18 protein-coding genes and 2 pseudogenes are annotated in these 24303 nt (G+C 39.3%); 4 read left to right on the top strand and 16 right to left on the bottom strand.

Annotated features, from left to right (window positions below; all coding sequences use genetic code 11):
• The first annotated feature begins 87 nt into the window (after positions 1-87).
• Positions 88-1626, top strand: coding sequence for a YhgE/Pip domain-containing protein (locus JOD45_RS08905; RefSeq protein WP_205003543.1), 1539 nt, complete (start codon positions 88-90; stop codon positions 1624-1626).
• A gap of 335 nt (positions 1627-1961) precedes the next feature.
• Here JOD45_RS08905 and JOD45_RS16760 read toward each other — a convergent pair whose 3' ends face one another.
• Positions 1962-2093, bottom strand: coding sequence for a hypothetical protein (locus JOD45_RS16760; RefSeq protein WP_275583941.1), 132 nt, complete (start codon positions 2091-2093; stop codon positions 1962-1964).
• 54 nt (positions 2094-2147) lie between these two features.
• Entirely contained in the window at positions 2148-3773 is a 1626-nt protein-coding gene (locus JOD45_RS08900) for an ABC-F family ATP-binding cassette domain-containing protein (protein ID WP_205003542.1), read from the bottom strand.
• A gap of 165 nt (positions 3774-3938) precedes the next feature.
• Here JOD45_RS08900 and JOD45_RS08895 point away from each other — a divergent pair, with 165 nt between their 5' ends.
• The gene (locus JOD45_RS08895; protein WP_205003541.1) at positions 3939-4658 is read left to right on the top strand and encodes an EcsC family protein; all 720 of its coding nucleotides are present in this window, start codon (positions 3939-3941) and stop codon (positions 4656-4658) included.
• A 233-nt stretch (positions 4659-4891) separates the two neighbouring features.
• Here JOD45_RS08895 and JOD45_RS08890 read toward each other — a convergent pair whose 3' ends face one another.
• The 6 genes and pseudogenes from JOD45_RS08890 to JOD45_RS16560 all read right to left on the bottom strand — a co-directional run.
• On the bottom strand, positions 4892-6118 hold the full coding sequence (locus JOD45_RS08890) for an MFS transporter (RefSeq protein ID WP_205003540.1): 1227 nt from the start codon (positions 6116-6118) through the stop codon (positions 4892-4894).
• 213 nt (positions 6119-6331) lie between these two features.
• Positions 6332-7498 carry an NAD(P)/FAD-dependent oxidoreductase gene (locus JOD45_RS08885; protein WP_205003539.1) on the bottom strand — a complete coding sequence of 389 codons (1167 nt, stop codon included), beginning with the start codon at positions 7496-7498 and terminating at the stop codon, positions 6332-6334.
• A gap of 144 nt (positions 7499-7642) precedes the next feature.
• The gene (locus tag JOD45_RS08880) at positions 7643-8005 is read right to left on the bottom strand and encodes a helix-turn-helix transcriptional regulator (protein ID WP_205003538.1); all 363 of its coding nucleotides are present in this window, start codon (positions 8003-8005) and stop codon (positions 7643-7645) included.
• A 421-nt stretch (positions 8006-8426) separates the two neighbouring features.
• Positions 8427-9071 (bottom strand): SDR family oxidoreductase, encoded by a 645-nt coding sequence (locus tag JOD45_RS08875; RefSeq protein WP_205003537.1) that lies wholly within the window; start codon positions 9069-9071, stop codon positions 8427-8429.
• 652 nt (positions 9072-9723) lie between these two features.
• Complete coding sequence (locus JOD45_RS08870; protein ID WP_205003536.1) at positions 9724-11235, bottom strand: L-lactate permease; 1512 nt, start codon at positions 11233-11235, stop codon at positions 9724-9726.
• Between the two features lie 88 nt (positions 11236-11323).
• Positions 11324-11473, bottom strand: a pseudogene (locus tag JOD45_RS16560) (branched-chain amino acid aminotransferase); the annotation flags it as partial.
• A gap of 140 nt (positions 11474-11613) precedes the next feature.
• Here JOD45_RS16560 and JOD45_RS08865 point away from each other — a divergent pair.
• A complete protein-coding gene (locus JOD45_RS08865) occupies positions 11614-12168 on the top strand; it encodes a helix-turn-helix domain-containing protein (RefSeq protein ID WP_205003535.1) in 555 nt (184 codons plus the stop codon).
• A gap of 93 nt (positions 12169-12261) precedes the next feature.
• On the opposite strand, the gene JOD45_RS08860 is transcribed toward JOD45_RS08865, so the two are convergent.
• The 3 genes and pseudogenes from JOD45_RS08860 to JOD45_RS08850 all read right to left on the bottom strand — a co-directional run bounded on the left by JOD45_RS08860 (position 12262) and on the right by JOD45_RS08850 (position 17245).
• Positions 12262-13470 (bottom strand): MFS transporter, encoded by a 1209-nt coding sequence (locus JOD45_RS08860; protein ID WP_205003534.1) that lies wholly within the window; start codon positions 13468-13470, stop codon positions 12262-12264.
• 297 nt (positions 13471-13767) lie between these two features.
• On the bottom strand, positions 13768-15627 hold the full coding sequence (locus tag JOD45_RS08855) for an ABC transporter ATP-binding protein (RefSeq protein ID WP_205003533.1): 1860 nt from the start codon (positions 15625-15627) through the stop codon (positions 13768-13770).
• A pseudogene (locus tag JOD45_RS08850) lies at positions 15624-17245 on the bottom strand (ABC transporter ATP-binding protein). Before JOD45_RS08850 ends, JOD45_RS08855 begins: the two are co-directional and overlap by 4 nt.
• Before the next feature lie 255 nt (positions 17246-17500).
• Between JOD45_RS08850 and JOD45_RS08845 the strand changes: the two are divergent.
• Positions 17501-17932, top strand: a complete 432-nt coding sequence (locus JOD45_RS08845; RefSeq protein WP_205003532.1) for a hypothetical protein — start codon at positions 17501-17503, stop codon at positions 17930-17932.
• Positions 17933-18039: 107 nt separating this feature from the next.
• Here JOD45_RS08845 and pabB read toward each other — a convergent pair whose 3' ends face one another.
• The 5 genes from pabB to JOD45_RS08820 form a co-directional block, all read right to left on the bottom strand.
• A complete protein-coding gene (pabB, locus tag JOD45_RS08840; RefSeq protein ID WP_205003531.1) occupies positions 18040-19776 on the bottom strand; it encodes an aminodeoxychorismate synthase component I in 1737 nt (578 codons plus the stop codon).
• Between the two features lie 237 nt (positions 19777-20013).
• The gene (locus JOD45_RS08835; RefSeq protein WP_205003530.1) at positions 20014-21633 is read right to left on the bottom strand and encodes an amidohydrolase; all 1620 of its coding nucleotides are present in this window, start codon (positions 21631-21633) and stop codon (positions 20014-20016) included.
• Positions 21634-21638: 5 nt separating this feature from the next.
• Positions 21639-22892, bottom strand: coding sequence for a M20 family metallo-hydrolase (locus JOD45_RS08830; RefSeq protein ID WP_205003529.1), 1254 nt, complete (start codon positions 22890-22892; stop codon positions 21639-21641).
• A gap of 448 nt (positions 22893-23340) precedes the next feature.
• Positions 23341-23778 (bottom strand): AsnC family transcriptional regulator, encoded by a 438-nt coding sequence (locus JOD45_RS08825; RefSeq protein ID WP_205003587.1) that lies wholly within the window; start codon positions 23776-23778, stop codon positions 23341-23343.
• Between the two features lie 191 nt (positions 23779-23969).
• Positions 23970-24206 carry a hypothetical protein gene (locus JOD45_RS08820; RefSeq protein WP_205003528.1) on the bottom strand — a complete coding sequence of 79 codons (237 nt, stop codon included), beginning with the start codon at positions 24204-24206 and terminating at the stop codon, positions 23970-23972.
• Positions 24207-24303 lie beyond the last annotated feature (97 nt).

The following is a 24303-nucleotide window of genomic DNA, read 5'->3' as shown; positions in this document are numbered from 1 at the left end:
TAAGAGTATTATAATCATTTGGATGTTCATAAAAACGTTTTTAAAGTAAATAATAAACCTATTAAATTAAAAAGGAGTGATACGAATTTGAAAAACGCATTTATACATATAATTAAACACAAATTAGCCATATTCGGCTTAATCATGGCTGTTTTTTATCAATTTCTATTTATCATATGCTGGCAAACCGGGTTTGGCAGCATTCCAAACAACATATCAAATCTAAAAGTTGCCATCGTTAACCAAGATCCTCATATCGGATCAACATTAACAAAGTCTCTAGCTAAAGAGATGCCGTTTAAAACAACAGTCGAAAGCTCTATGTATCAAGCAAAAGAGCAATTAAGCAATCGGGAAGTTCATATGGTTGTAAAAATCCCCAAAGATTTTACGGCGAACGTAACAAATCCAAATAAAAAGGCAAAACTCGATTATTATATAAACGAATCGAATCCAATGCTGGTTGCCAGTTCAATGGAATCAACAGCTTCAAGTGTCAATGCTGCTATTGACAAACAATTTGTCACTTCAACTTTAGATAAGGTTTTAACAAAGCTAAATGTCCCGAGCAGCCAAGCTGCAAAGATTGTTCAGCAATCATCGCACAGAGTTGTTCCAGACGTCCATAAATTACACCATGACACGAACATGGGTCACGTCATGGCGCCATTTATGCTTGGTCTGGCAGGTTTTATCGCGTCAATGATCTTGCAGTTGAATCTGTTTAACGCTTCAAGAATGATAGGCGGCGTTGCAACAAAGTGGCAAAAGTTCCATGCCAGAAATATCATTAACCTAGTCATGGCTGCATTATGTTCCTTAATTGCCGCATCATTGGTTGAATTATTTAATGTCCCAGTAACAAAGGGCTTTTTTACATTGTGGGGCTTTCAATTTTTAGCGATGCTTGCCTTTATGGCCATTACACAAATGTTCGTCATTCTTTTTGGTTTATACGGATTGATGTGCAACCTGACGATCTTAATCGTGCAAACGATGTTGGCCGGAGGTTCAATTCCGCGAGCGGCGCTGCCCGATTTTTATTATTACTTAGGAAAAGTTATGCCGATGAAATACTCGGTTAATGGGACCTTTGATATTTTGCTCGGCGGACCGTCTGTCATCAATGATGTTTTTGCTTTATTGCTATTTGCCATTATCGGTTTTATGATTTGTGTTTTATTTACAGCCATCGTTGTAAAAGATGAAGAACCTAAAAAACCAATCCAATATGCAGATAACGAAGAAGAAGTATCAGAATTAATGCCGTCATTCCATCATGAACATCATGAACACCATAAAGATGCTGTGCATGAAAATCAGTTTGCTGATCAGGATAATCTTGACATACACAAACATAAATCTAATATTCATGAAATACCGCACGATTTAACAAAAAAATCCAAGAAACTATCTGAACCCGAAAAAGAAATGAAACAAAATGACAGCATTCAAAAAACTCCTGGCGATAACAGTTACACGTCAACGCTTCGTAAAGAATGGACGGATCTTAATAAAAACATTCAAACAGAGCCCGCAAAAACACCATTAAACAAAAAATCTCATCATAATGACAAAGGTATTCGCGAGGCGCTTCGTAAGTTAGGGGAAAATGAAAAACATTAATCAAAAAACCTCAAGTGCAAAAGTTTTATTGTGTTCTTGAGGTTTTAATTTTAAATTTTATTTTAGTTTACATAATATATATTATAGGAACCAATAAAAATAAAAAAATTTTATTATACTCCTGCTTACTTCCTGCTTAAAACTCAATTAATTAATATATTATATTTAGCGTATACATTTTCTGAATTAGTGGTTAGTTCTTGATCAATAATTAATCTCTGTGCTCGCCATCATAAGTTTATAAAAATAATTCAGGCTGCTTTTTTTATATTTTCCTTACCGTACGTCTATGACCATTTTTTAGGAGTTGCAAAAAATAACATTAATAATTACTTTTAGAATCTCACAGTTGGAGTTTCGTCAAGAATAATCTCTCCTCCCTCTTTGCCTCGATCAGGTCCAATATCAATAATCCAATCAGAATGCTTATCTACATCTTCCATTGAATCAAGGACCCCGATATACATAAACAACCACTCGGATCATAAAATGATTAACCCGAGTGGTTGTTATTGTTCTATTTATTGTTTTGTATACATAGCTTCAACTTTCTGCTGCAGTTCTTCATTTTCTAAATACTCATCGTATGTCATTTCTTTGTCGACTAATCCATTAGGTGTGATCTCAATGATGCGGTTAGCGATCGTTTGAATGAATTGATGGTCATGCGATGTAAATAGCATTGATCCTTTGAATTTAATGAGTCCGTTGTTCAATGCGGTGATTGATTCCAAATCTAAATGGTTTGTCGGATCATCTAACAATAGAACATTTGCGCCGCTCAGCATCATTTTAGCTAACATGCAGCGTACCTTCTCTCCCCCTGACAGCACGCTGGCTTTCTTTAACGCTTCTTCACCAGAAAATAGCATTCTTCCAAGGAATCCTCTTAGGAAACTTTCGGTTTGATCTTGCGGCGAGTATTGTCTCAGCCAATCAACTAACGACAACTCGCAGTTCTCAAAGTACTTCGAGTTGTCTTTCGGGAAATACGCCTGAGAAGTTGTCACGCCCCATTTGAATGAACCGCTGTCAGGCTCCATTTCACCCATAAGAATTTTAAACAGCGTCGAGATCGCTATTTCATTTCTGCCGATAAGGGCAATTTTGTCGTTTTTATTCATCCTGAAACTGATATTATCAAGAACTTTAACACCCTCAATGGTTTTCGACAGCCCTTCTACCGTTAACAGGTCATTTCCGATCTCTCGTTCCGGCTCAAAATGAACGTATGGATAACGTCGTGAGGATGGCTGAATGTCCTCAAGCGTAATCTTTTCCAACAGTTTTTTTCTTGACGTTGCTTGTTTTGATTTAGATGCGTTAGCGCTGAATCGGGCAATAAAGTTTTGCAGTTCTTTAATTTTTTCTTCTTTCTTTTTGTTCGCTTCCTGAGCCATTTTTAGTGCAAGTTGACTGGACTCATACCAAAAGTCATAGTTTCCGACATAGATTTGAATCTTTCCAAAGTCCAGATCAGCAATATGAGTACAAACCCGATTTAAGAAATGACGGTCATGCGATACGACAATAACAGTATTTTCGAAGTCAATAAGAAAATCTTCTAACCACTTGGTGGCTTTTAAATCAAGGTGGTTTGTCGGCTCATCGAGAAGCAAAATGTCCGGCTTGCCGAATAAAGCCTGGGCAAGAAGCACCTTCACCTTTTCGGCGCCGGTCAGTTCAGACATTTTTTTCGTATGAAGCTCTTCTTCTATCCCTAATCCTTTCAGCAAAACAGCTGCTTCAGATTCAGCTTCCCAGCCGTTGAGTTCAGCAAATTCTGCCTCCAGTTCAGCGGCTTTTATGCCATCTTCATCAGAGAAATCAGGTTTCATATAAATGGCGTCCTTCTCTTGCATGACTTCGTATAACCTTGTATGCCCCATAATGACGACATTTAAAACGTCATAATCTTCATATTGGAAGTGGTCTTGTTTGAGGACAGCCAAACGCTCGCCAGGAGTAATTGAAACGCTGCCGGTTTGTGATTCTATTTCTCCGGACAGAATTTTCAAAAAAGTAGACTTGCCTGCGCCGTTAGCCCCAATAAGTCCATAACAATTGCCTGGTGTAAATTTAATATTAATATTTTCAAATAGTTTGCGGTCGCCAAATCTTAAACTCACATTATTTACTGTAATCAATTGTATCGAATCCTCCAAAAGTAATATCTAGCTGATTATAACATAGGTTTAAAGCGAATGGGAATTATCTATGCATCTCCTCAACGATTTTAGCATTTAGAGAATTTATTTGAGTTCTTTTTTTATAGTATAATTTGAATATAAAAACCCAAAGGATGTTCTTGTATGGATTACGAACAAATCGCGTATGAGGAATGCATCGTATGGCAGAAAAAAATGATGAAAAGCTCGTCAGTCTTCGGACGGGCAGCGGTTTCCATTCAAAAGAAAGTTAATGAAAAAATTCCGCAAAAGGTCCATGATATGATAACCAAAAGCATTAAAGGAATGATAAAAACCGTCATGCTTGGTTCGGAAATAACGGCTAAGCAAACCCCTATCAAAGAGGTATCTCTTGTCAAACGCGAGGAAATGCTTAAACAGAAAATCACAACATATAAGCGTTTGGCCGCGATTGAAGGAGCGGGAACAGGCGCGGGCGGTCTTTGGTGGGGATTGGCGGATTTTCCTATGCTTTTATCTTTAAAGATTAAATTTTTATATGATGTCGCAAGCATTTACGGTTACGACGTCAACGATTATCGGGAACGCTTATATGTGCTGCAGGTTTTTCAAGTTGCTTTTTCAAGTGATAAAAAGCGGAAAGAAGCCTTCATAAAGTTAAAAAACTGGCCGGAAACAGTGAGCCGTTATTCATCTATTGAAGAATTTGATTGGCAACAGTTTCAGCAAGATTACCGTGATTATATTGATCTGGTTAAACTATTGCAAATAATACCTGGATTTGGCGCAATCGTCGGCGCCGTCGGTAATTACCGCTTCCTCAATGACCTGGGAAAAACAGCTATGAATGCTTATCGTATGCGGATGTTTCATGCCGATTAACCTTTTTATTGAACATCCGCGGATTTTATTAAACCTAAAATACTGATCACCGCTTTAAAATCTGAATGTACTCTCCCTTTATCAATGTATTTGAATAAAAGGGCGAGATCCGGAACGCAGCCATCAGCATGAAAAAAAGCCGAATCCAGAACATAGGAGCCGGCTGATAAACTAAAAGTCATAAGTTTAACATCCATGTGAATTTTAACTTTCCCACGCTGGTATGAACCAGATCAGATTGTGCGAAAACCCCGTATAAACAGAAGCAGCATGCCTAATATCAAGATAGGGATGCCTGTCATTCCGATTAATAATGAAGGCCTGACCCATTGAGAGAACAATCCGCTCACATATGATCCAGAGGGGACCCCGATGGCAATCAGGGATATACGGAGACCGAATACACGTCCTTGGTACGGTTTTGGAACAAGCGTTTGGACAGCTGTTCTGGCCATTGGAGAATATCCTCCGAACAAAAAGCCGGCAAGCCCCATGATGATAAAACTCGACAAAAGATAATGTAGCCAAATCATTTGTAAAAAGCAAACGCCCCAGCCGATAATCATAAAGGACATAAGAACGCCCTTTTGAAGAGGAATTTCTATAAACCCAGCCAAGACCGCGCCGCATATAGAACCTATAAAGTATGTCATCCATAGGTTCCCTAAGAATACTGCACTTAACTTCAATTCTTGGTGGATATATAAAGGGAGAGAGACGTCAAGTATGCCGTAAGCAAAATTCAAGCATAAAGCGCCTATCGTTACCCACCATACTGCTTTCACAGCATAAAGATATTTGAACCCATGCCATATAGCTTTCCAAAATGACTTCTGTTGTAATGAAGAATGTTCTTGGACATTTTTTTGTTTATATTGACTGACTTTGACAGGCAGTATGCATAAAACAGCAATCAAAAAGGATAGACCATCCAGCCAAACAGCGACAGGCGCTCCTAACGATGCAATAAGCATGCCGCCAGCCAGCGGTCCTGCCATTAGCGCAGACTGAAGTATCATCTCATTAATAGCGTTTGCTGCACTGAGATATCTGGCTGAAACAACATTAGGCAATAAAACCATCCAGCCTACGGTCACAAACGGGGTCAAACATCCGGCAATAATGGCTAAGATCATTAAGCATGGCAATGAAAGATGGTGAAACCAATAAAGCAGCGGAATACCGAAAAAGATGCCCCCGAGAAATAAGTTTACGGCAATAATTATCTGCTTTTGCGGGAATCTGTCTAGAATATTGCCGACAATCGGTCCAAGAAAAACACCCGGCAATCCGAAACAAAGCGCAGCCAATCCTATATCGGCCGAATGATTTGTTGTCACCATTATAAACCACAACAGCGCTATCCAGCCGATTTGATCACCAAACACTGAAACGGCATCAGAAATCATTAACAGGCAAAAATTGCGGGAACGAAATATCGAAGGCTGTATTTTTTTCAAAATGATCACCTCGCCTGAAGCCCCATTAAGGAAGCTCCCTTTTTATTAATTGGGCTTCAGACGTGAATCAAATCGGCATAAATGTCTCCTCCCCGGCATTTTGATTAAATCGCTTAACTCCTGAGGGAATAATTCATATATTCAGAATTTATATCTGAAATGGACTGAATACATCATATGGCGCAATCATGCTGTTAATGACATCATTTACTATTAAACAATCGCTTCTTCAATCACTAAATCATTTTCAGCAAAACGTTCAACTCTTAAAGGACTTAGATCAATTGTTTCATATTTTCCTTTTCTGATCAGCTCAGATATCCCTTTCCCGACAGCCGGCGCCTGCTGCATTCCGTGACCGCTGAAGCCGCAGGCTAAATAGTAGCCTCGGCATTTTGGGTGATGACCGATAATCGCATTTTGATCTTTTGTATTAAAGCTGTATAAGCCCGCCCAGCCTTTTTCAAGTTTTATATTCTCGAATTGACTGATGCGTTTAGCTAGTATTGGCCACAAATTTTCAATAAAATAGGATCTCTTCCAAGTAAAATCGATGCCGGGTTCAACATCTTCGGAATAACCGCAGATCAGCGTTTCCCCTTCATGACGAAAATATACTCCCGACGGATCAATCGTTAACGGCAGTTTCTTTTCTAAAGGTTTTTTTGCATTAAACTGAAAGATCTGTCTTTTCAGAGGGACAACCGGGATTGGAAGCCCGCCTTTTTCGCTTAAGAACGGCGCCCAAGCACCTGCGCAGTTAATAACAATCGGCGCCTCATATTTGGTGCCGTCCATTAAACAAACACCATGAATCCTGTGGCTGTTTATAACAAGATGATCGACTTCTTGATAAATGTATTCCGCCCCAAGACTTTTCGCTTTCTTGATGTAACCTTGCATGACAGAGTAAGGATCGAGGTATCCATCTTCAGAACAATAAAGACCGCCGGCTAAATCATCAGTATTCAACTCGGGGATAAGGTTCTTAAGCCTTGATCTGTCAAGGATTTCCGAAGGGACACCGTAAGCGTTTTGCAGTTTTAACTGCTTTTCAAAGCCGCTCATCATGTCGTCTGTTCCAAGAAATAAGTATCCTCTTCTTTTAAAATCAATGTCGGCTCTTTCGCCATCTACAGCCATATTCTCCGGAAAAGTTTGATAGACTTGCAGGCTGTATCGGCTGATTTGAATGTTTATTGCAGTTGTATAAAGCTGGCGAAGGCCCCCTGCGCTTCGAGGCGTTGATGAAAATTCATAAAGCTTGTCCTTTTCAAAAAGAATAATCTTTCCTTCATAACCGTCATTTAATAGATTGTAAGCAATACTGGAGCCCATTACACCGCCGCCGACAATAATAATATCAGCTTTATGACCCAATATGTCACACCCCTTTTGGTAATAGTGTCTATACCATTGATTTATATCTATTAATATCGTTTTATGATCAGCTTGGCACCAAGAATCATGCATTTTTTATGAGTTTGATGGGTTTAAAAGTGAAGTTCTCAAGCTCCAGCGTTCTTAGAAATTATCTTTTAATATTTTGTTGATCATGTGCTTGCTTCGGTCAAGGTCCTGTTTCACCATTTTTTTATAAGTCTTAGCTTTCTCATATCCATCCTCAGTAAATTGATAGATGACAATTTCTTGAAAGCCGTCTTGACCTTCGCCTTTCAATTTTTTTGTTCGGTATAATATCCCCTCTTTAGTTAACTCATGCAATGATTTGTAAATTTCTGAGTGTGTCGGACGAAAGCCGTAGGGCTCGAATTCTTTTCTTAACAATTGGAGAAATTGCAATCCATACAGCTTGTTTTGCTCGACTAAATTGATGAGATACAGCTTAATGACTGCTCGTTGTTTTGTTAAAAAACGATTTGGCATAACTCTACTCACCTGCTTGTTATTTCCTATAAATTTATCATATCATATAAGCTGGCATTGAGCCGGTACAAATTTCCCTAATAGATCAAAATTCTTTTTATCTAGTGGCCCTATTGAATATTAAGAACACTGTTCTAAAAGAACAATAAATAAAAATATAAAAAATATTCAATGATTAATTAAGGGAATCTTACAGAAGCGGAACATCGGTCTTATACGATAATAAAACACACCGTGAACCCCTTTCATTTTCTGGAACGCCCTTAACTTATTTTTTCAAAACTATCCTGCCCTTTTATCTAACCGTATAATAATTCCCGCATACAAACAATGGCTCAAGCCCGGTTTTTCTTTGAAAGCCGGGCTTTTTTAAACCTTTTATTTTATACGGTGCAAATTTGTTTTTCCCGTCCCTATCCTTTTAAAAGTCTTTTAATGCCTTAACAATCGGCGTATGGCCTGAAACAATATCAAATGATTTATTAAACGTATGTTCCTCGTTAAGCGCTGCAAAGACAGTTTTTGCTACATCTTCACGCGGGATTGAACTTCTTGTAAGATTTTCATTTGCCGTAATCATTCCTGTCCCGGGTTCATTTAATAGTCTGCCGGGGCGTACAATGGTATATGTTAATCCGCTTGCTTCGAGCATTTTGTCCGCATAATGTTTTGCGGCATAATACGGCTTAATTTGCTCATTCCAATTATCGCGATGGTGAGCTTGAAGAGCACTGACCATTATAAATCGTTTTATCCCTGCCTGTTGGGCCGCTTCAATGGTTTTAACCGCACCATCAAGGTCAACGAGCAATGTCTTATCATATCCTGTGCTTCCTCCTGAACCGGCAGTAAAGACGACCGCATCACAGCCTTTAACGGCATCCGTTAATTCAGCTACTGTTCCTTCTAAATTAGCCACCGCCGTTTCTGCTCCAATCTTCTCAAAGGCTTCTGTTTGTTCCGGTTTTCTAACCATAGCCCGAACAGTATATTCATTACTCTTGGCTAAAAGTTCTGTCAACTGACGGCCGATTTGGCCATTTGCTCCCACGACTGTGACTTTCATGACATCGACTCTCCTTTTGATAGGATTAATACGTTCATTTCCAGTATTTCAAACGAATTAAAAGTGTTCAACATAGATGCTCAATTCATCATATGAAGAGAGGACTTTTTTATGAAGTATTTATATTTAAGGCGGGGTTCAGCTTAGCGGCAAGGAAAATCCGCTGTCAGCCGTTTAAATGGCTGCAGGAATATGGCCAAATGTGTTAACTAGACGTCCTGTTCGTGTTTTTTCTAGCAATCATTCGGAAAAGCCTTTCAAGTTCACTTAAAGTCAATGGTACAGGATTTGCACTGGCATTTCCTATTTCAGTCCTTTGCTCATTTCTAAAAAAGGCGCCTCAGTGAAACACGAGCGGTTGACATAACGTGAAAACCTCAAAAATAAATCCTTCACCTTTTCATTTCTTTTCGCTTTCAGTTTAGAGGACTTTACATAGAGATTCAGTATTTTTGTCATAAAAACTCACATGTTTTTTTAATTTCAATTATTTGATGTGAGTTTTTATGATGTTTATCCAGTTTGAACGCGGCTGTAAACAAATGTTATTCACTGAACGTTTCGAAAGTCGATCGTCCGGTTTTCGAGCGGGAACCTTCCATTGTGTTATATTTATACATTTTTGAGTTTAATTTAATATAGTTAATTTTATTTAAAATAACCATAACCATAAGGAAGTTGTCAAAGTTATAATAAGTAATGCTCCAGCTACAATGAAACAAATATTTTTTAATAAACTGTTTTCTCTGGACTGAATATCGCATAAAGAAGCACCTAACATAACACGAGATGGCGCAGCCATCGTTGAATGCGATGCGCTTGTATTTTGAGCATAAGCAAACAAATCGGGCGACATTCCTAACTGGTGTGCGGTTTGTACCTGAAGATTAATAAACATGGCATTTGCCCCTGTATTACTGCCAGTAAGAAATCCACCTAATCCTCCAATGATGGGGGAAATAAATATGAAAGTTGCACCAAATAGAGTTCCTGCTATGTTTGCAATATGCATTGTCATCCCAGATTCAGCCATAATTTCAGCCATGGCTACAAATGCAGTTGTTGAAATAACAAATGGCAGCCATTGCTTAAGCGTTTCTTTTAACGAATCCCATATAACAAGCCATTGGATCCTAAAAATGAAAATAGCAAATAAGCAGGCCATTAAAAGCCAAAAACCAGGTGAATAAAGTAAGGCAAGCGAAAACGAATAGTTAGGTAGTTCGATTACAAAATGTGATTCTAAAAAGTCTTTTATAGCTGGAATCAGACGGGAAATAAAGATAAAAAAGGTTAAAAATAGATACGGACTCATAACCTTAAAAATACTTTCTCTAACTTCCTCTTGGGAAGTGGATATTTCATTAAAAGCCAAGTTACCATATTTCTTATTTTTTTTATACGATAATTTGACTACTATGAATCCTAATCCTGTTGTGATTAAAGCACTTAGTACGCCTGCTAACTCTACACTCACATAAGCATTAAAGATTAGAATTGAGATGCCAAAAGTTAAAGAAAATAAGATAACTTCCTTCCATTTTTCTTGAACACCCTTTTTTCCTCCTGCTAAATATACAGCGATAGCAAGAAAATAAATAAAGGTAGGGATCCCAACAATTGCACTCCCTATTCCCATATTTTCAAGGGGTATTTTCCCTAAATTTGCCCCAATTACTGTTCCCGTAGACAATGCTCCCCAAGGGACTGCAAGAAGACTGACGAGACCAATTAAAGCTGCCTTGAAATGTTCAAAACCCAGTGCAATTAAAATCGGAGTTACTACTAAAAAGGCAGTACCAAAACCACTTGTTGATTCAATTAAAGGTGAAAAACCAATCACCAAAATAATTGCTTGCATGATTTTATCTTTTGTAGCTTGTGCTATGCACGAAGCAATGATATCTATTTTTCCGGATTTATTCATAAGATGAAAAAGAAAAATCCCAAAAAAAAGTACATATGCAGCAATAAAAGAAATTAACATTCCTTTAATTGTAGCGTGAAAGATACCTTTTGATGTTAGTTTAAATGAAGAAGTTATTATAGTGATCAATAGAGTTACGATATAGGCAAAAATCCCTGCTCGTAACGATGATTGTCTAAATTCAAATAGTAATAAGAATACGCCGAGTATTGGTAATATTGCAATCAAAGATTCCATCAAAGAGCCCCCTCGTAAATTGATAAACACGTATACGCCATAAAGGCGCACACACGTAATTTTTACACTGCCTTAATGTCCCCGTATATAGATGCTCATCTAATTTAAAAACGACGTCTGAATAACAACGCATTCCTTCATAAATGCCGTCTCCGTATAACAAACCGTGATCAAAAACATTAATTGTAGCTTCGTCCTTATTAACAAAATTACCATTAATAAAAATCTTAGAACTCACATGAATACACTCCTATCTTTCTAATGACATTCTTATATATTTTTTGTATACTATAGTGGAACAATTTCCATTGTAATTCGTTGGTTTGTTTGTGTCAAGAAAAAAATCCACTATAGTGTAATTGTTTAAAGGAGGATAAAATGAGTTTTGCTGAAAACTTAAAAAATACAAGGAAGCGTAAGGGGCTAACTTTAGAAGAACTTGCAGAAAAATGCCAAGTTAGTCGATCTATGTTATCGCAAATCGAACGTGATGAAAAACAACCTACAATTAAGGTAGCTTCCCAAATTGCTGAAGGTTTAGGAACAACTATTTCACAACTACTTGATGAACAAAAAGAGCAGGAGGTAATTATAATTCGTAAGGATAACCGTTTGGTATATAGAGATCCGTCCTCGGGATTTCAACGACATCTTTTATCTCCCTCATTTACAACAAAGGGAATAGAATTTATTTTAAATATTATTCCTCCATCTAAGGAATCAGGTGTTTTTCCATCGCACAAAAAAGGAGTTGAGGAATACATTTTTGTTTCAAGCGGTAAATTACAAATTGAATTAGGGAATGGCGAAAAAAAATATACGCTTAATGCTGGAGATTCAATGTACTTTGAAGCTAATACACAACATCGGTTTATAAATCTTGGCAAGTCTGAATGTCATTATTATCTAGTTATCGATTCTCGCCCTATGTAACCGTTGGATCCTATAAATAATAAGCAATAAATGTGAGTTTTTATGATGTTTATCCAGTTTGAACGCGGCTGTAAACAAATGAAGGGTTAGCTGTCATTCGCTAACCCTTTTATCTATCATATAGCTTACTATCGTTATAACTAATCCAATAACTGTTACCAAAGATGCAATCAGCGGAACGGAATGGAGACCGGTATGATCAACGGCTAATCCGCCAAGAAAAGCGCCGCCTGCATTTCCTAGGTTAAAGGCGGATTGATTGGATGTTGAAGCCATCGTCGGTGCATCATTCGCTACATTCATAATCCTGACTTGCAATGACGGGACAATTGCAAAAGCGGCAATACCCCAAATAAAGACTGTTACCACAGCTAATAATTTGTTTCCGCTGGTCATCGAAAATACAGCTAGTATCAATGCCAGAAATATAAGGTTTGCGATTAAACTTGGCATTAAACGCCAATCTGCCAGCTTGCCTCCAAGAATATTTCCGATTGTGACACCTATCCCAAACAGTACTAAGATCATAGTGACACTATGCTCGGTGAATCCTGTTATATTCTCAAGAATGGGCGTAATATAAGTGAAAGCAGTAAATACACCGCCAAATCCAAAAATAGTCATTAATAAAGCGATAAGAACTTGAGGATGACGAAAAATATTAATTTCTTTCCAAAGGTTTGATTGACCATTTATTTGAACCCGGGGAACAAGTATCATAATGCCTATTAAAGCGATCAAGCCCAAAAAAGTGATAATCCAAAAGCTTGTCCTCCATCCGAATTGCTGGCCAATAAATGTTCCGAATGGGACACCTATAATATTGGCAAGCGTCAGTCCAGTAAACATGATTGCAACGGCACTTGCTTTTTTTTCAGGACGAACCAGGCTGGAAGCGATAATCGATCCTACACCGAAAAACGTGCCATGGGCAAATGCAGCCACGATCCTCGCAATCATAAGAAATGTATAATTGGGTGAAACCGCACAAAGCGCATTGCCAACGATAAATATAGCCATTAAAAGGCATAGAAGCATTTTGCGCGGCGTTCGGTAGGTTATTATTGTTAAGAGCGGTCCTCCTACGGCTACTCCAAGAGCATAGCCGGTAATAAGCTGACCCGCTTTTGATATCGATACATGCAGATTTGAAGCAACATTAGGCAATAGCCCCATAATCACAAATTCAGTCATGCCGATGGCAAATGCTCCTATAGTTAATGCGGCGAGAGCAATCGGAAATCCGTTCGCTTGTTTTTTTGCGCTGACTGCTGTATTTTTTTCCTCGATTTGCGTACTCATTATGATTGCTCCTTTCTTATAAAGAATGTCAGATTGAAACCTATTTCCTTTGAGATGAACGAAGGGCCGGAAAGAACGGCAGCTGCTTTCCAAAAGCCTGCCGCACCCTTCAATCATAATAAGGAAATAAAAAAGCCGGCATTTATCCCGCCCCGCGTTTGATAAAGCCGCCAAGTTCCATATTATATGAACACCTTTTCCTTATGTCAAATAAAAGATATTAAAAGACGTATGCCAGCCGGGTATCTGTGTTAACATTAATGCCGGCGCAGCATACGTCCCTTTCTGCCGTACTATTTATATCACTTTGCTAAACTGACTGTTATAAAGATCAGCATAAAAACCCTCTTTTGCGAGCAGCGCCTCATGTGTGCCTTTTTCAATCAAGCTGCCATTATTCATGACGAGGATAAGATCCGCGTCCCGAATCGTCGAGAGCCGATGGGCTATGACAAAGCTCGTTCTTCCTTTCATCAGCTTGTTCATTGCTTTTTGGATATATAATTCCGTTCTTGTATCGACACTGCTTGTCGCTTCATCAAAAATGAGAATCGCCGGATCAGCTAAAATGGCGCGGGCGATTGTCAACAGCTGTTTTTGGCCTTGAGAAAGATTCGAGCCGTCTTCATTAAGAATTGTATCATAACCGTCAGGCAGGGTTCTGATGAAATGATCAGCATGGGCTGCTTGAGCGGCTTCAATAATCTCTTCTTCCGTCGCTCCATCACGTCCATAGGCGATATTGTCTCCTATTGTTCCATGGAACAGCCATGTATCTTGCAGCACCATGCCAAACAAACTGTGCAGACTGCCGCGTTTTAATTGTGTAATATCAATACCATCAATGGTTATTTTTCCGCTGTTAATTTCATAGAATCGCATCAGCAAGTTCACCAGCGTTGTTTTTCCAGAGCCGGTTGGTCCTACAATAGCGATGGTTTGGCCTTGTTTGACATCAATATTCATATCATTAATAAGCATTTCGTCTTCTTTATAACCAAAATTGACGTGCTCAAAGCGAACACGGCCTTCAGGCGACTCAATAACTTTAGCATCTGTCGCTTCGGGCACTTCTTCCTCTTCATCAAGAACTTCAAATACACGCTCGGCTGAAGCGATTGTAGACTGAATCAGGTTGGCGATATTTGCGATTTGGGTAATCGGTTGAGCAAACTGTCTGGCATATTGAATAAATGCTTGAATATCTCCGATTGCAATAGCTTTCTTAGTGACAAGTATCCCGCCGACAACACAAACAAGGACATACCCGATGTTGGTGATAAAGCTCATAATCGGCATAATTATCCCGGAAATAAACTGAGCTTTCCAACCCGACTCATAAAGCTTTTCATTAATAGCTTTGAATTTGCCAATCGATTGTTCTTCTTTGCCAAATGCTTTAATAACGGTATGCCCACTGTACATTTCTTCCACATGACCGTTAAGATCCCCAAGCGCTTTTTGTTGTCCCATAAAATAGGTTTGCGACCTTGAGGCAATCGCTTTTGCCGCAATAAAGCTGAGCGGCAAAGTCACAAAAACGATCAAAGTCATTAAAGGACTGATCGTCAGCATCATCACAATGATGCCAATGAAAGTAATGATTGAAGTCATTAGCTGCGTCAGGCTCTGCTGCAAAGTATTGCTTATATTATCTACATCATTGACAACCCTGCTGAGGATTTCACCATGCGTTTTCGAATCAAAAAATTTAAGAGGCAAACGCGACAGTTTATCATTCACTTGATGGCGGAGATGATAAACAATTTTCTGAGCCACTCCAGCCATCATATATTGCTGAAAATAATAGAACAAAGCGCTCAATATATAGAGGATGGCTAAGATCAACAGAATATCTGCAATGTAATGAAAATCAATCTTGGCGCCGGGAACACCTTTGATTTTCATCATGACGCCCTCGAATAATTTCGTTGTCGCCTTGCCCATAATTTTCGGTCCGAGGATACTGAAGACTGTGCTTAGAACAGCGGCCAGAAACACCGTAAGCAGCTTGAATTTATGCGGCTTAAAATAACCTATCAATCTTTTTGACGTTCTTTTAAAGTCTTTTGCTTTTTGCACCGGCATAAAACGACCGGGACCGTGACCTCTGCCCCGACCGCCAAAAGGTATTTGATTTCGGCGTTGTTCACTCATACAATTTCCTCCTCTGTCAGCTGTGAGGAAACAATTTCCTTATAGACCTGGCAAGATTTCAACAGTTCATGATGGCGCCCGATTCCGGCAACTTTCCCTTCATGTAATACAATAATTCTGTCGGCATCCATGATTGTACTCACCCTTTGGGCAACGATCAAAACTGTCGCATTAACCGTTTCCTCTTTCAGTGCCTGACGCAGCTTGGCATCTGTTTTAAAATCAAGTGCTGAGAAGCTGTCATCAAAAACATAGATTTCCGACCTTTTGACTAGCGCGCGCGCAATAGACAGACGTTGTTTTTGCCCGCCGGACACATTGGTTCCTCCCTGCGATATGACTGACTCAAAACCGTCTTTTAGATTTTCTATAAAATCAGTTGCTTGAGCGATATCTGCGGCGCGGCGAACCTCATCATCGGCTGCCTTTTCCTTCCCGAAACGAATATTATCCGCAATCGACCCTGAAAAAAGCAGCGCTTTCTGCGGGACCAAACCAATTTTGTCCCTAAGGTGTTTTTGAGACAGTGATCTTATGTCTACGCCATCTATTAAAATACTGCCGCTGTCAATATCATAGAAACGAGGAATGAGATTAATAAGCGTCGATTTGCCAGATCCCGTGCCGCCGATGATGGCTGTTACTTCACCCGGTTTCGCGCTGAAAGAAATGTATGACAGCGCCGGCTGTTCGGCTCCCGGATAACTGAAGGTCACGTTCTGAAATTCGACGTACCCTTTCTTATTATCAACATTCTCTGCTTTCTCCGGATCCTTAATTTGAGGCGCTATATTTAATACTTCGTTAATTCTTACCGCCGAAGCGGACGCCCTTGGAATCATCACAAACATCATAGAAGCCATCATTAACGCAAACATGATCTGCATGGCATATTGGAGAAAAGCCATTAAATCGCCGACTTGCATATGGCCATTATTAATGCGAAGTCCGCCAAACCAAATGATAGCGATTGATGCAAAATTAAGGATTTGCATCATCAGCGGCATTAATGACGCCATCATTCTGTTGACTTTAACTGCTGTGTTTGTCAAATCAAGATTCGCTTCGTTAAAGCGCCGTTTCTCATAATCCACACGGTTAAAAGAACGGATCACGCGAATACCGGTCAGACCTTCACGCAGGACGCGGTCGACAGCTTGGCGTCTTTTGAGACGGCCATAATAATCCCGCCGATGCACATGAGCGGCGCACTGATCATCATCCGCATCATTACCGTTAAGACTTGCTGAACTTGAGTGATATCATTGGTCGTCCTTGTAATAAGTGATGCTGTGCCGATTCTATCAAACTCTTGCAATGAAAAATTTTCAACATGAGTGAAAACCTTTTCTCGCAATATTTTTCCGAAGCCTGCCGACACTTTAGAAGATAAATAGCTGGCCGCAATGGAAACAGCCATTCCCCCGGCCGCAATAAGGAGCATAAATCCGCCAATTTTTAAAATATAAGGGATATCCTTCTTTACAATGCCTATATCCACAATGTCTGACATCAACGTAGGCAAATATAAATTGGAAAGGGATTGTAAAAAGACAAGCACTAATACCGCACCTACAGAAATGCGATAAGGCTTTAAAAACCTGAACAGTCTTAACACATTCGATTATCTCCGATCCATGGTAAATGATTCGTTAAACGAATAAATTAATAACATACCAAAAAATTCGCATACGAATTTTTTAAGCTATCTCATTGTATTTATTCCTATATCAGATTGTCAAATAAAAGAATAACTCGTAAATCTAAATGCAGTCGATGAAAGTTTTCAAAGGAAAATTAAGTTGCGTGTAGAATAAATGTATTTAAAATCATGCGTTACTCATATTTTTAGTACCTGTTTGGAGGTGTTTGCATGGCTGATTGGCTATCTGTTACGGATGTAGAAAAAGTAACGGGTATCCCCAATGCTTCAATAAGAAGATACATACGGAATCACGGGCGGCATCTAATATTCAAAAAGGATCAAAAAGATTATTTCATTGCCAGTGAGTCGGTTAAAATGATGGAGATTATTTATCTTTTTTATGCTAACGGAATGGATACCGAACAGGTAGAAGAATCCCTGGAAGAGATGACTATCCCCAAGGCAGAAGGAGAAAATGGCCCCACATCAAAAGAATTGATTGAAAAGATTTATGAACAAAGTTTATTAAATCAAAGGCAGCAGCAAGCACTGGATGAAAAATTGAAAAAGCGTGATGAAAAATTAACCGCGGTTCTAAGACGGAAAACAGCAATGAATGAAAAGCCAAGTTTTTTTAAACGATTATTTAACAAGAGCTGAATTTAAAAATAGCTTAACTCAATCCATCTAACTAAACGTCATCGAAATATAATATATTCATCTAAATCCTCCCGCCTTGAGATATAACAGGCGGGAGCAGTTTTGTTTTAAATCAAATCAACTTGAACCCATCCCCTGACACTGTTAATCAGCCATATAGATGAACAGGCTTTAAGATCGTCAGCTTTCAGTATGCGTTCTTTGATTTTCCCTGTCGAAAGCAGTTCATCACGGAAAGTTCCTGCCAATAGCCCGCTTTTAGCAGGAGGCGTCCATAGGCCGTCTTCTAATTCTAAGACAAGATTTCCAATCGTGAATTCAGTGAGTTCACCCTCTTCATTCCATAAAAGGACATCAAAGACGTTCGGATGATGAGACCGGCACTGATCATATACTGTCCGATGAGTTGTTTTATGGTACAAAAAAGGGTGATTTCTTGAGATCGGAGTGTCTGCAAGGGTCACATTCAAAGGTTCTGCCAGAGGCGTTATCATTTGTCCTTCGGTACTGACATTCCCGTTTCGCGAAACTAACAAGCGAACTTTATAAGTGCCTGTCTGATGTGACGCAGCAAATGCTTTTAAAGAGTCATAAACATTTTCCAATGATAAAGGAAAACAAAAATATGCCGCGGATTTCTGCAGCCGGTTCACATGTCGGTCAAGCAAAACATAATTGCCGTTTTCTAGCTTTAGGCTTTCTAATAAGTCGAATTCCGGCTGCTGCACAGTTAATAATTCAGCCTTTGTGATCATCTCGCTATATTCGCCTTTTGTTGTTGAGTCCCATGTTACCCCGCCTCCGACACCGTATTCCGCTTCATTTGTATTCGTATTAATGACAACTGTACGAATTGGCACATTGAAAACGGCTTCGCCTTCGGGGGATATAAATCCAATAGCACCGCAGTATACTTCCCGCGGTGAATCTTCTAAATCAGAGATAATCTGCATAGTGCTGACTTTTGGTGCTCCGGTAATTGATCCGCACGGAAACAAAGCAGAAAAAATATCCTTCAGCTGAACCTCCGGCCTTGTCTGGGCTTTTATCGTCGATGTCATTTGCAGTACTGTTGGATACCTTTCAATTTCAAAAAGCCGGCTGACTTCTACAGAACCTGTTTCAGCGATATTCCCTAAGTCATTTCTCAGCAAGTCAACAATCATAACATTTTCGGCGCGATTTTTTTCCGATTCGTACAGCCATGCCGCATTTTGCTCGTCTTCTTCCCATGACAATCCTCGCTTTGTCGTTCCCTTCATCGGACGGGTGATAATTTCGCTGCCGTTCCAGTGAAAAAATAACTCCGGCGATGCTGATAAAATCCGGTATGTACCTATATTTAAATACGCGCTATAATTCGAAGATTGTGCTCTGGACAATTGTTTGTAAAAACTGAAATCATCGCCTTCAAACTTAGAACGGAGCCGCATTGTATAATTGACTTGGTATGTTGCCCCTTCAGCTATCGCTTCTTTGATTTTCGCCATGCCCATTTGGTAGTTTTGATATGTTGTCGTTGGTTTCCAATCTGAAACATCATATCCGCCGTGAGTTCCGCTGTGATCGATCATTGCCGGCTTTTTAAAGATACCAAACCAAAGCAAGGGCATTTTGTTTCCGCTTTTAACAGCATAAGCTTGATCAAAGGCAGGCGCAGCTTCATATGAAAGATAACCTGCCGCGTAATAGCCGGCATTCACAGCGTTCTGTACTTTAATAAGCGCTGGAATGACTTCATCTATAGAATGAGCGGCGATGATTTCTTCAGGATTATGAAAAGCTTTTGGATGTTTCTTTCCGTCCCGATCCGCAAATTCAAAAAATAAGAATGGACTTACCACTATTCATCTCCTCCACTTATATCACAAAACAAAGTTAAATAAGGCAAAAAAGGTACGTCTTGATTCTATCGTAAATGAACCGGAAAAGCATGCTTAATTAAATCTCGTTGATGATATACCCTTTAAATATACGGTAAATTTATTATGTAAACTTTATGATTAAAAAAAGCCGATTCCTGATAAAGGAATCATCGGCATAAGGGGTTAGCTTAATATTTTTAATCTCCTTAGTTTTATTTACGGCTGCCCTGCTTTTTCCCTTTGGTATAATATATCACCATCAATCATTGTCAATTCCACTTTCAAATCCTTTATCTTTTCCTGTTCAATATTGAGAATATTGTCGCTGAGAACAACGAGATCTGCCAGTTTTCCGACTTCGATGCTCCCCTTAATATCTTCTTCAAAGCTGGCATATGCGCCATTCCATGTATAAAGTCTAATAGCTTCCAAGACACTGATGCACTGATTAGATCCAATATCCTTTCCTGTCTGGCTCTTTCGATTCACTGCCGTATGAATGCCTAATAACGGATCAAAGTGTGTGACTGGCGAATCTGAGCCGGCGGCCGCAATAATCTTTTTATCAATAAAATCACGGGCAGGATACATATCATTCACGCGTTCGCCGTAATGATGAACATATATGTCGCCAAATTCATACGGGAACGGCGGATTGACAATCGGTATCACTTCAAGCGCCTTCATTCTTTCCTGCAAGTCAGGTGATGAAATCCCTGCATGCTCAATACGGTGGCGATGATTGTTTCGCGGCGACTCTTCTAATGCTTTTTCAACGCAGTTTAAGTACATTTCAATCGCTCGGTCGCCTTGGGCATGGACGGTAATCTGATAGCCTTTTTTATGCGCTTCTCCTAAGATGCGATAGATTTCTTCCTCTTTATAATATAAGATCCCCGTGTCATTCGGATCACTCGTATACGGCGCTCTTGTTGCGAGGGTCGGACCCGTGCTGCTTCCGTCCACAAATAATTTCACCGGACCGATTCTGAATCTCTCGTCCCCTGTTCCTGTTAAAACACCGGCATTTACCATTTTATGAACAAATTTGTGCGAATCGTTCAAAGAGCAAACCAGCGCATATACCCTGACGCGAACATCATGATCATTAATCGCTTGCTGCAATATCCGGTAACTGTCCGCACCATAGGCTCCCGCATCATGCACACTCGTGATGCCCGCAGCGATAAAGTGATCGGAAGCTTTCTTCATTCCTTGTCTTAATTCCGCTTCTGAATAGGCCGCGACACTATTTATATACATATTGGCAGCTTCTATTAAACGGCCTGTCAGTTGACCATTGTGACCGCGATGAATCATGCCCCCTTTAGGATCAGGCGTCTTCTCATCGATTCCAGCCAGCTCCAGCGCTTTCGTGTTTGCGATACTGATATGGCCGCATGTTCGGGCAATGATGATTGGATGGTCCGTTGAAATGGCATCCAATTCCGCAATGGTTGGATAACGCTTCTCCTTAACAGCCATTTCATTGAAACCAGAAGCGCGTATCCATTCGCCTTTAGGTTTGTGTTCCGCTTGATTTCGTAATTCCGCAAAAATATCTTCAATAGATTCTATATGTTGAGATTTGCAATTGACCCCTAGCTGGTTAACGCCATACATGGTCAGGTGCACATGCGAATCTATGAAACCTGGAAGCAGCGTTTTCCCTTCCAAATCAATCACTTCAGTTTCTTCACCGATATAATCTTGGACTTCTTGAAAAGAACCGACCGCAACAATCCGGTTATCTTTAACAGCCACACCCTCAACGATCCGATTTTGTTTGTCTACTGTAATGACTTCGCCGTTTATGAAAACAACATCAGCACTCATTCTTATCACCCTTTCATCTTTTTAGCCATTTGAATGGCAGTTTGATATAAAACTTCCGTACCGATAGCGATATCCTCAAAGGTTGCGTATTCTTTTGGATTATGACTTATCCCGTCTTTGCAGCGGACAAAAATCATCCCGTAATCACAGGCATAAGACATGGCTAGAGAATCATGAAAAGGACCGCTCATCAATTCAGGCGGATTTAATCCTTGTTTTTTACTTTTATTTCTAATGATGTCTTTGATCCAATCTGCACAATACCTAGGTTCAGAGTTGGTATCTTCTTTAATGCTGTATTTCAAGCCATTTTCCTTGGCAATCTGATCAATGATTGTCCGCAGTTCATTTTCATAGGCATTTCTTCTATCAAGATCTATATCTCTCAAATCAATAGTGAACGTGACCTTTTCCGGGATGATATTACGCGAATTGGGGAAAACCTGCAAATGACCGACAGTTCCTACCGAAGGCGCCTTTGAATCTTGTTTGGCAATCTCATTTAAAGCGATAATGGCTTTAGAAGCGCCGACTAAGGCATCCCGCCGCATCGACATCGGAACGCTGCCGGCATGGCCGGCAAAGCCTGTCATTTCAACGGTCAGCCAAAGCGGTCCCGATATGCCTGTGACAATGCCGATTGGTTCATTTAAGTTATCTAGAATCGGCCCTTGTTCAATGTGCATCTCTAAAAAAGCGCCGATGCTGCCTTCGAGATATTCAGATTCCTTAAATTTCGCTGGATCACAGCCAAAGTCAAGCAAAGCCTGCCTTCGTGTCACGCCGTTGCTATCCGTTCTTTCTAATTCGCCCTCCTCTAATTTTCCTGTAATGCCGCGAACTCCGAAGATTCCTTTATTAAATCGGCAGCCTTCCTCATCACAAAACGAGACGACTTCAATAGGGACTTCCGGTACAATATGCTGTTCATGCATTGATTGAACGACTTCTATAGCACCCAAAACGCCAATCGTCCCATCGAACCTGCCCCCATAAGGCTGGGAATCAATATGCGATCCAAGCATCAGTACAGGTAAATCGGGATTTCTTCCTTCCAATCTGCCAATTAAGTTTCCAAAATGATCAATTCGTGTTGCCATTCCCGCTTCTTTCATCCAACCTCTGACTAATTCAACCGCTTGACGATCTTCTTTTGACAGCGACAGACGACATACACCCGTTTCACCAATTTTTCCGATTTGGGCCAACGCTTTAATTCTTTGTTGCAATCTTGTGCTGTTAATCGTTTGAACGAGCAAGCTACCCCTTCCCTTCGCGAGAGTTTTAAATATTCTTTCAAATGGACTTAAAAAGGAGGCTAAAAAGAGCCGGGAAACGATGATACTGCCTGAACTCGCCTTCCCGGACTTTTTGCATCCTCATTATATAAATACTGTAAAACTTCTTTAATCCCTTTAAAAATGTTCTTACTCGACAGCTAAGCATCTGGATACATGAAGCCAATGACTATGAAACATAAGGGTTCAGTTTTTTTAAGTTGGCTTAAAGCAATGCATATGTTTTGGCAGTAACAGCGCGTTTTCGCCTTTTTTGACAGTATGATATGCAATAATATGATACTTATCTATGGAAGTTTTTTTGATAATTATTCTATTGAATATTTGGAACATAGTTTTGGTAGAACAAAGATTTCATAATTAGTGTTTTGTTTGAAAAAAATCCTTTAAATAAACAAACTTCCCTTTGTCAGAAAGATATTTTCTCTTCAAATTCGTTCTTTAAAACGATTAAAGGAGATGATAATCCAAATTTCATTAAAGAATCTAAAAAAGCAGCCAGAGAATCCATCGAATCGATCATTACTGTCATCATATAATTAAATTCTCCGCTGATCCGATATAAGTCCGTTACTTCAGAAGAAGATTTACAAAATTGTATAAAATCATTACATTGGCTTGTTTTAAACATAATGAATGCTTGAATGTTTTTATTAATTTTGGAAGGTTCAAATTTCGCCCTGTAAGCAGCTATAACACCTTGATCTTCAAGTTTGTTAATCCGTTCTTTAACAGCAGGCTGCGTGATCGATATCATCCGTCCTATTTCTGAAACTGGAATTCTCGCATTTTCATACAACAAATTCATGATTTTATGATCTATTTCATCCAGTTTTACTTTTGGGATGCTATTTCTGCCCTTTCTTTATCATTCAAATTTTAGTCCTCCTATTCTTGAAAAAACCATTTAACAAAAATTGGAATCTAGTATATGTAAAAAATGTAATAGCAATTGAGCGTTTAGAACTTTATTACTCTCCATAACTCCCTACCTCAATTTTGTTTCCATTTTTGATGACTTGAACAAAAATCTTCTTATTATTTTTTTTTGACATATCCATATAAAAACAATGTATGCATCGGAGTAAATTCAAAATCTGTAAATGCAACTTCAGAATGTTCCTTCTCCTTCATAAATTTCCCCGCTACTTTTTCCGCTTGTGCTACTATTTCCTTTTCATCATGCCTATGCTTCAAATAGACACATCCTATAAAAATGATAAAAATCAAAATGATAGTACCGATAGTTATCCAAAGCTTCTTTGTACCCTTCATTTATACAACACCTTTTATTGTGATCAAGTTAGCTTATTTGTTCCAATATAGTTAAAACCACTTTTGATGAATGTAAAAATGACAGCCGAGGGAGTTA

Origin of the sequence: Scopulibacillus daqui, from assembly GCF_016908855.1 — a bacterium.
Classification (GTDB): domain Bacteria; phylum Bacillota; class Bacilli; order Bacillales; family Sporolactobacillaceae; genus Scopulibacillus_A; species Scopulibacillus_A daqui.
The sequence above is the reverse complement of the archived record's forward strand: the minus strand, read 5'-3'. Positions and strand labels throughout refer to the sequence as shown.

Excerpts from the sequence above, each read along its gene's own strand:
- JOD45_RS16760 (WP_275583941.1), bottom strand. The coding sequence starts at position 2,093 with ATGTATATCGGGGTCCTTGATTCAATGGAAGATGTAGATAAGCATTCT.
- JOD45_RS08895 (WP_205003541.1), top strand. The coding sequence starts at position 3,939 with ATGGATTACGAACAAATCGCGTATGAGGAATGCATCGTATGGCAGAAA.
- JOD45_RS08880 (WP_205003538.1), bottom strand. The coding sequence starts at position 8,005 with ATGCCAAATCGTTTTTTAACAAAACAACGAGCAGTCATTAAGCTGTAT.
- JOD45_RS08875 (WP_205003537.1), bottom strand. The coding sequence starts at position 9,071 with ATGAAAGTCACAGTCGTGGGAGCAAATGGCCAAATCGGCCGTCAGTTG.
- JOD45_RS08870 (WP_205003536.1), bottom strand. The coding sequence starts at position 11,235 with ATGGAATCTTTGATTGCAATATTACCAATACTCGGCGTATTCTTATTA.
- JOD45_RS08865 (WP_205003535.1), top strand. The coding sequence starts at position 11,614 with ATGAGTTTTGCTGAAAACTTAAAAAATACAAGGAAGCGTAAGGGGCTA.
- JOD45_RS08860 (WP_205003534.1), bottom strand. The coding sequence starts at position 13,470 with ATGAGTACGCAAATCGAGGAAAAAAATACAGCAGTCAGCGCAAAAAAA.
- JOD45_RS08855 (WP_205003533.1), bottom strand. The coding sequence starts at position 15,627 with ATGAGTGAACAACGCCGAAATCAAATACCTTTTGGCGGTCGGGGCAGA.
- JOD45_RS08845 (WP_205003532.1), top strand. The coding sequence starts at position 17,501 with ATGGCTGATTGGCTATCTGTTACGGATGTAGAAAAAGTAACGGGTATC.
- JOD45_RS08835 (WP_205003530.1), bottom strand. The coding sequence starts at position 21,633 with ATGAGTGCTGATGTTGTTTTCATAAACGGCGAAGTCATTACAGTAGAC.
- JOD45_RS08820 (WP_205003528.1), bottom strand. The coding sequence starts at position 24,206 with ATGAAGGGTACAAAGAAGCTTTGGATAACTATCGGTACTATCATTTTG.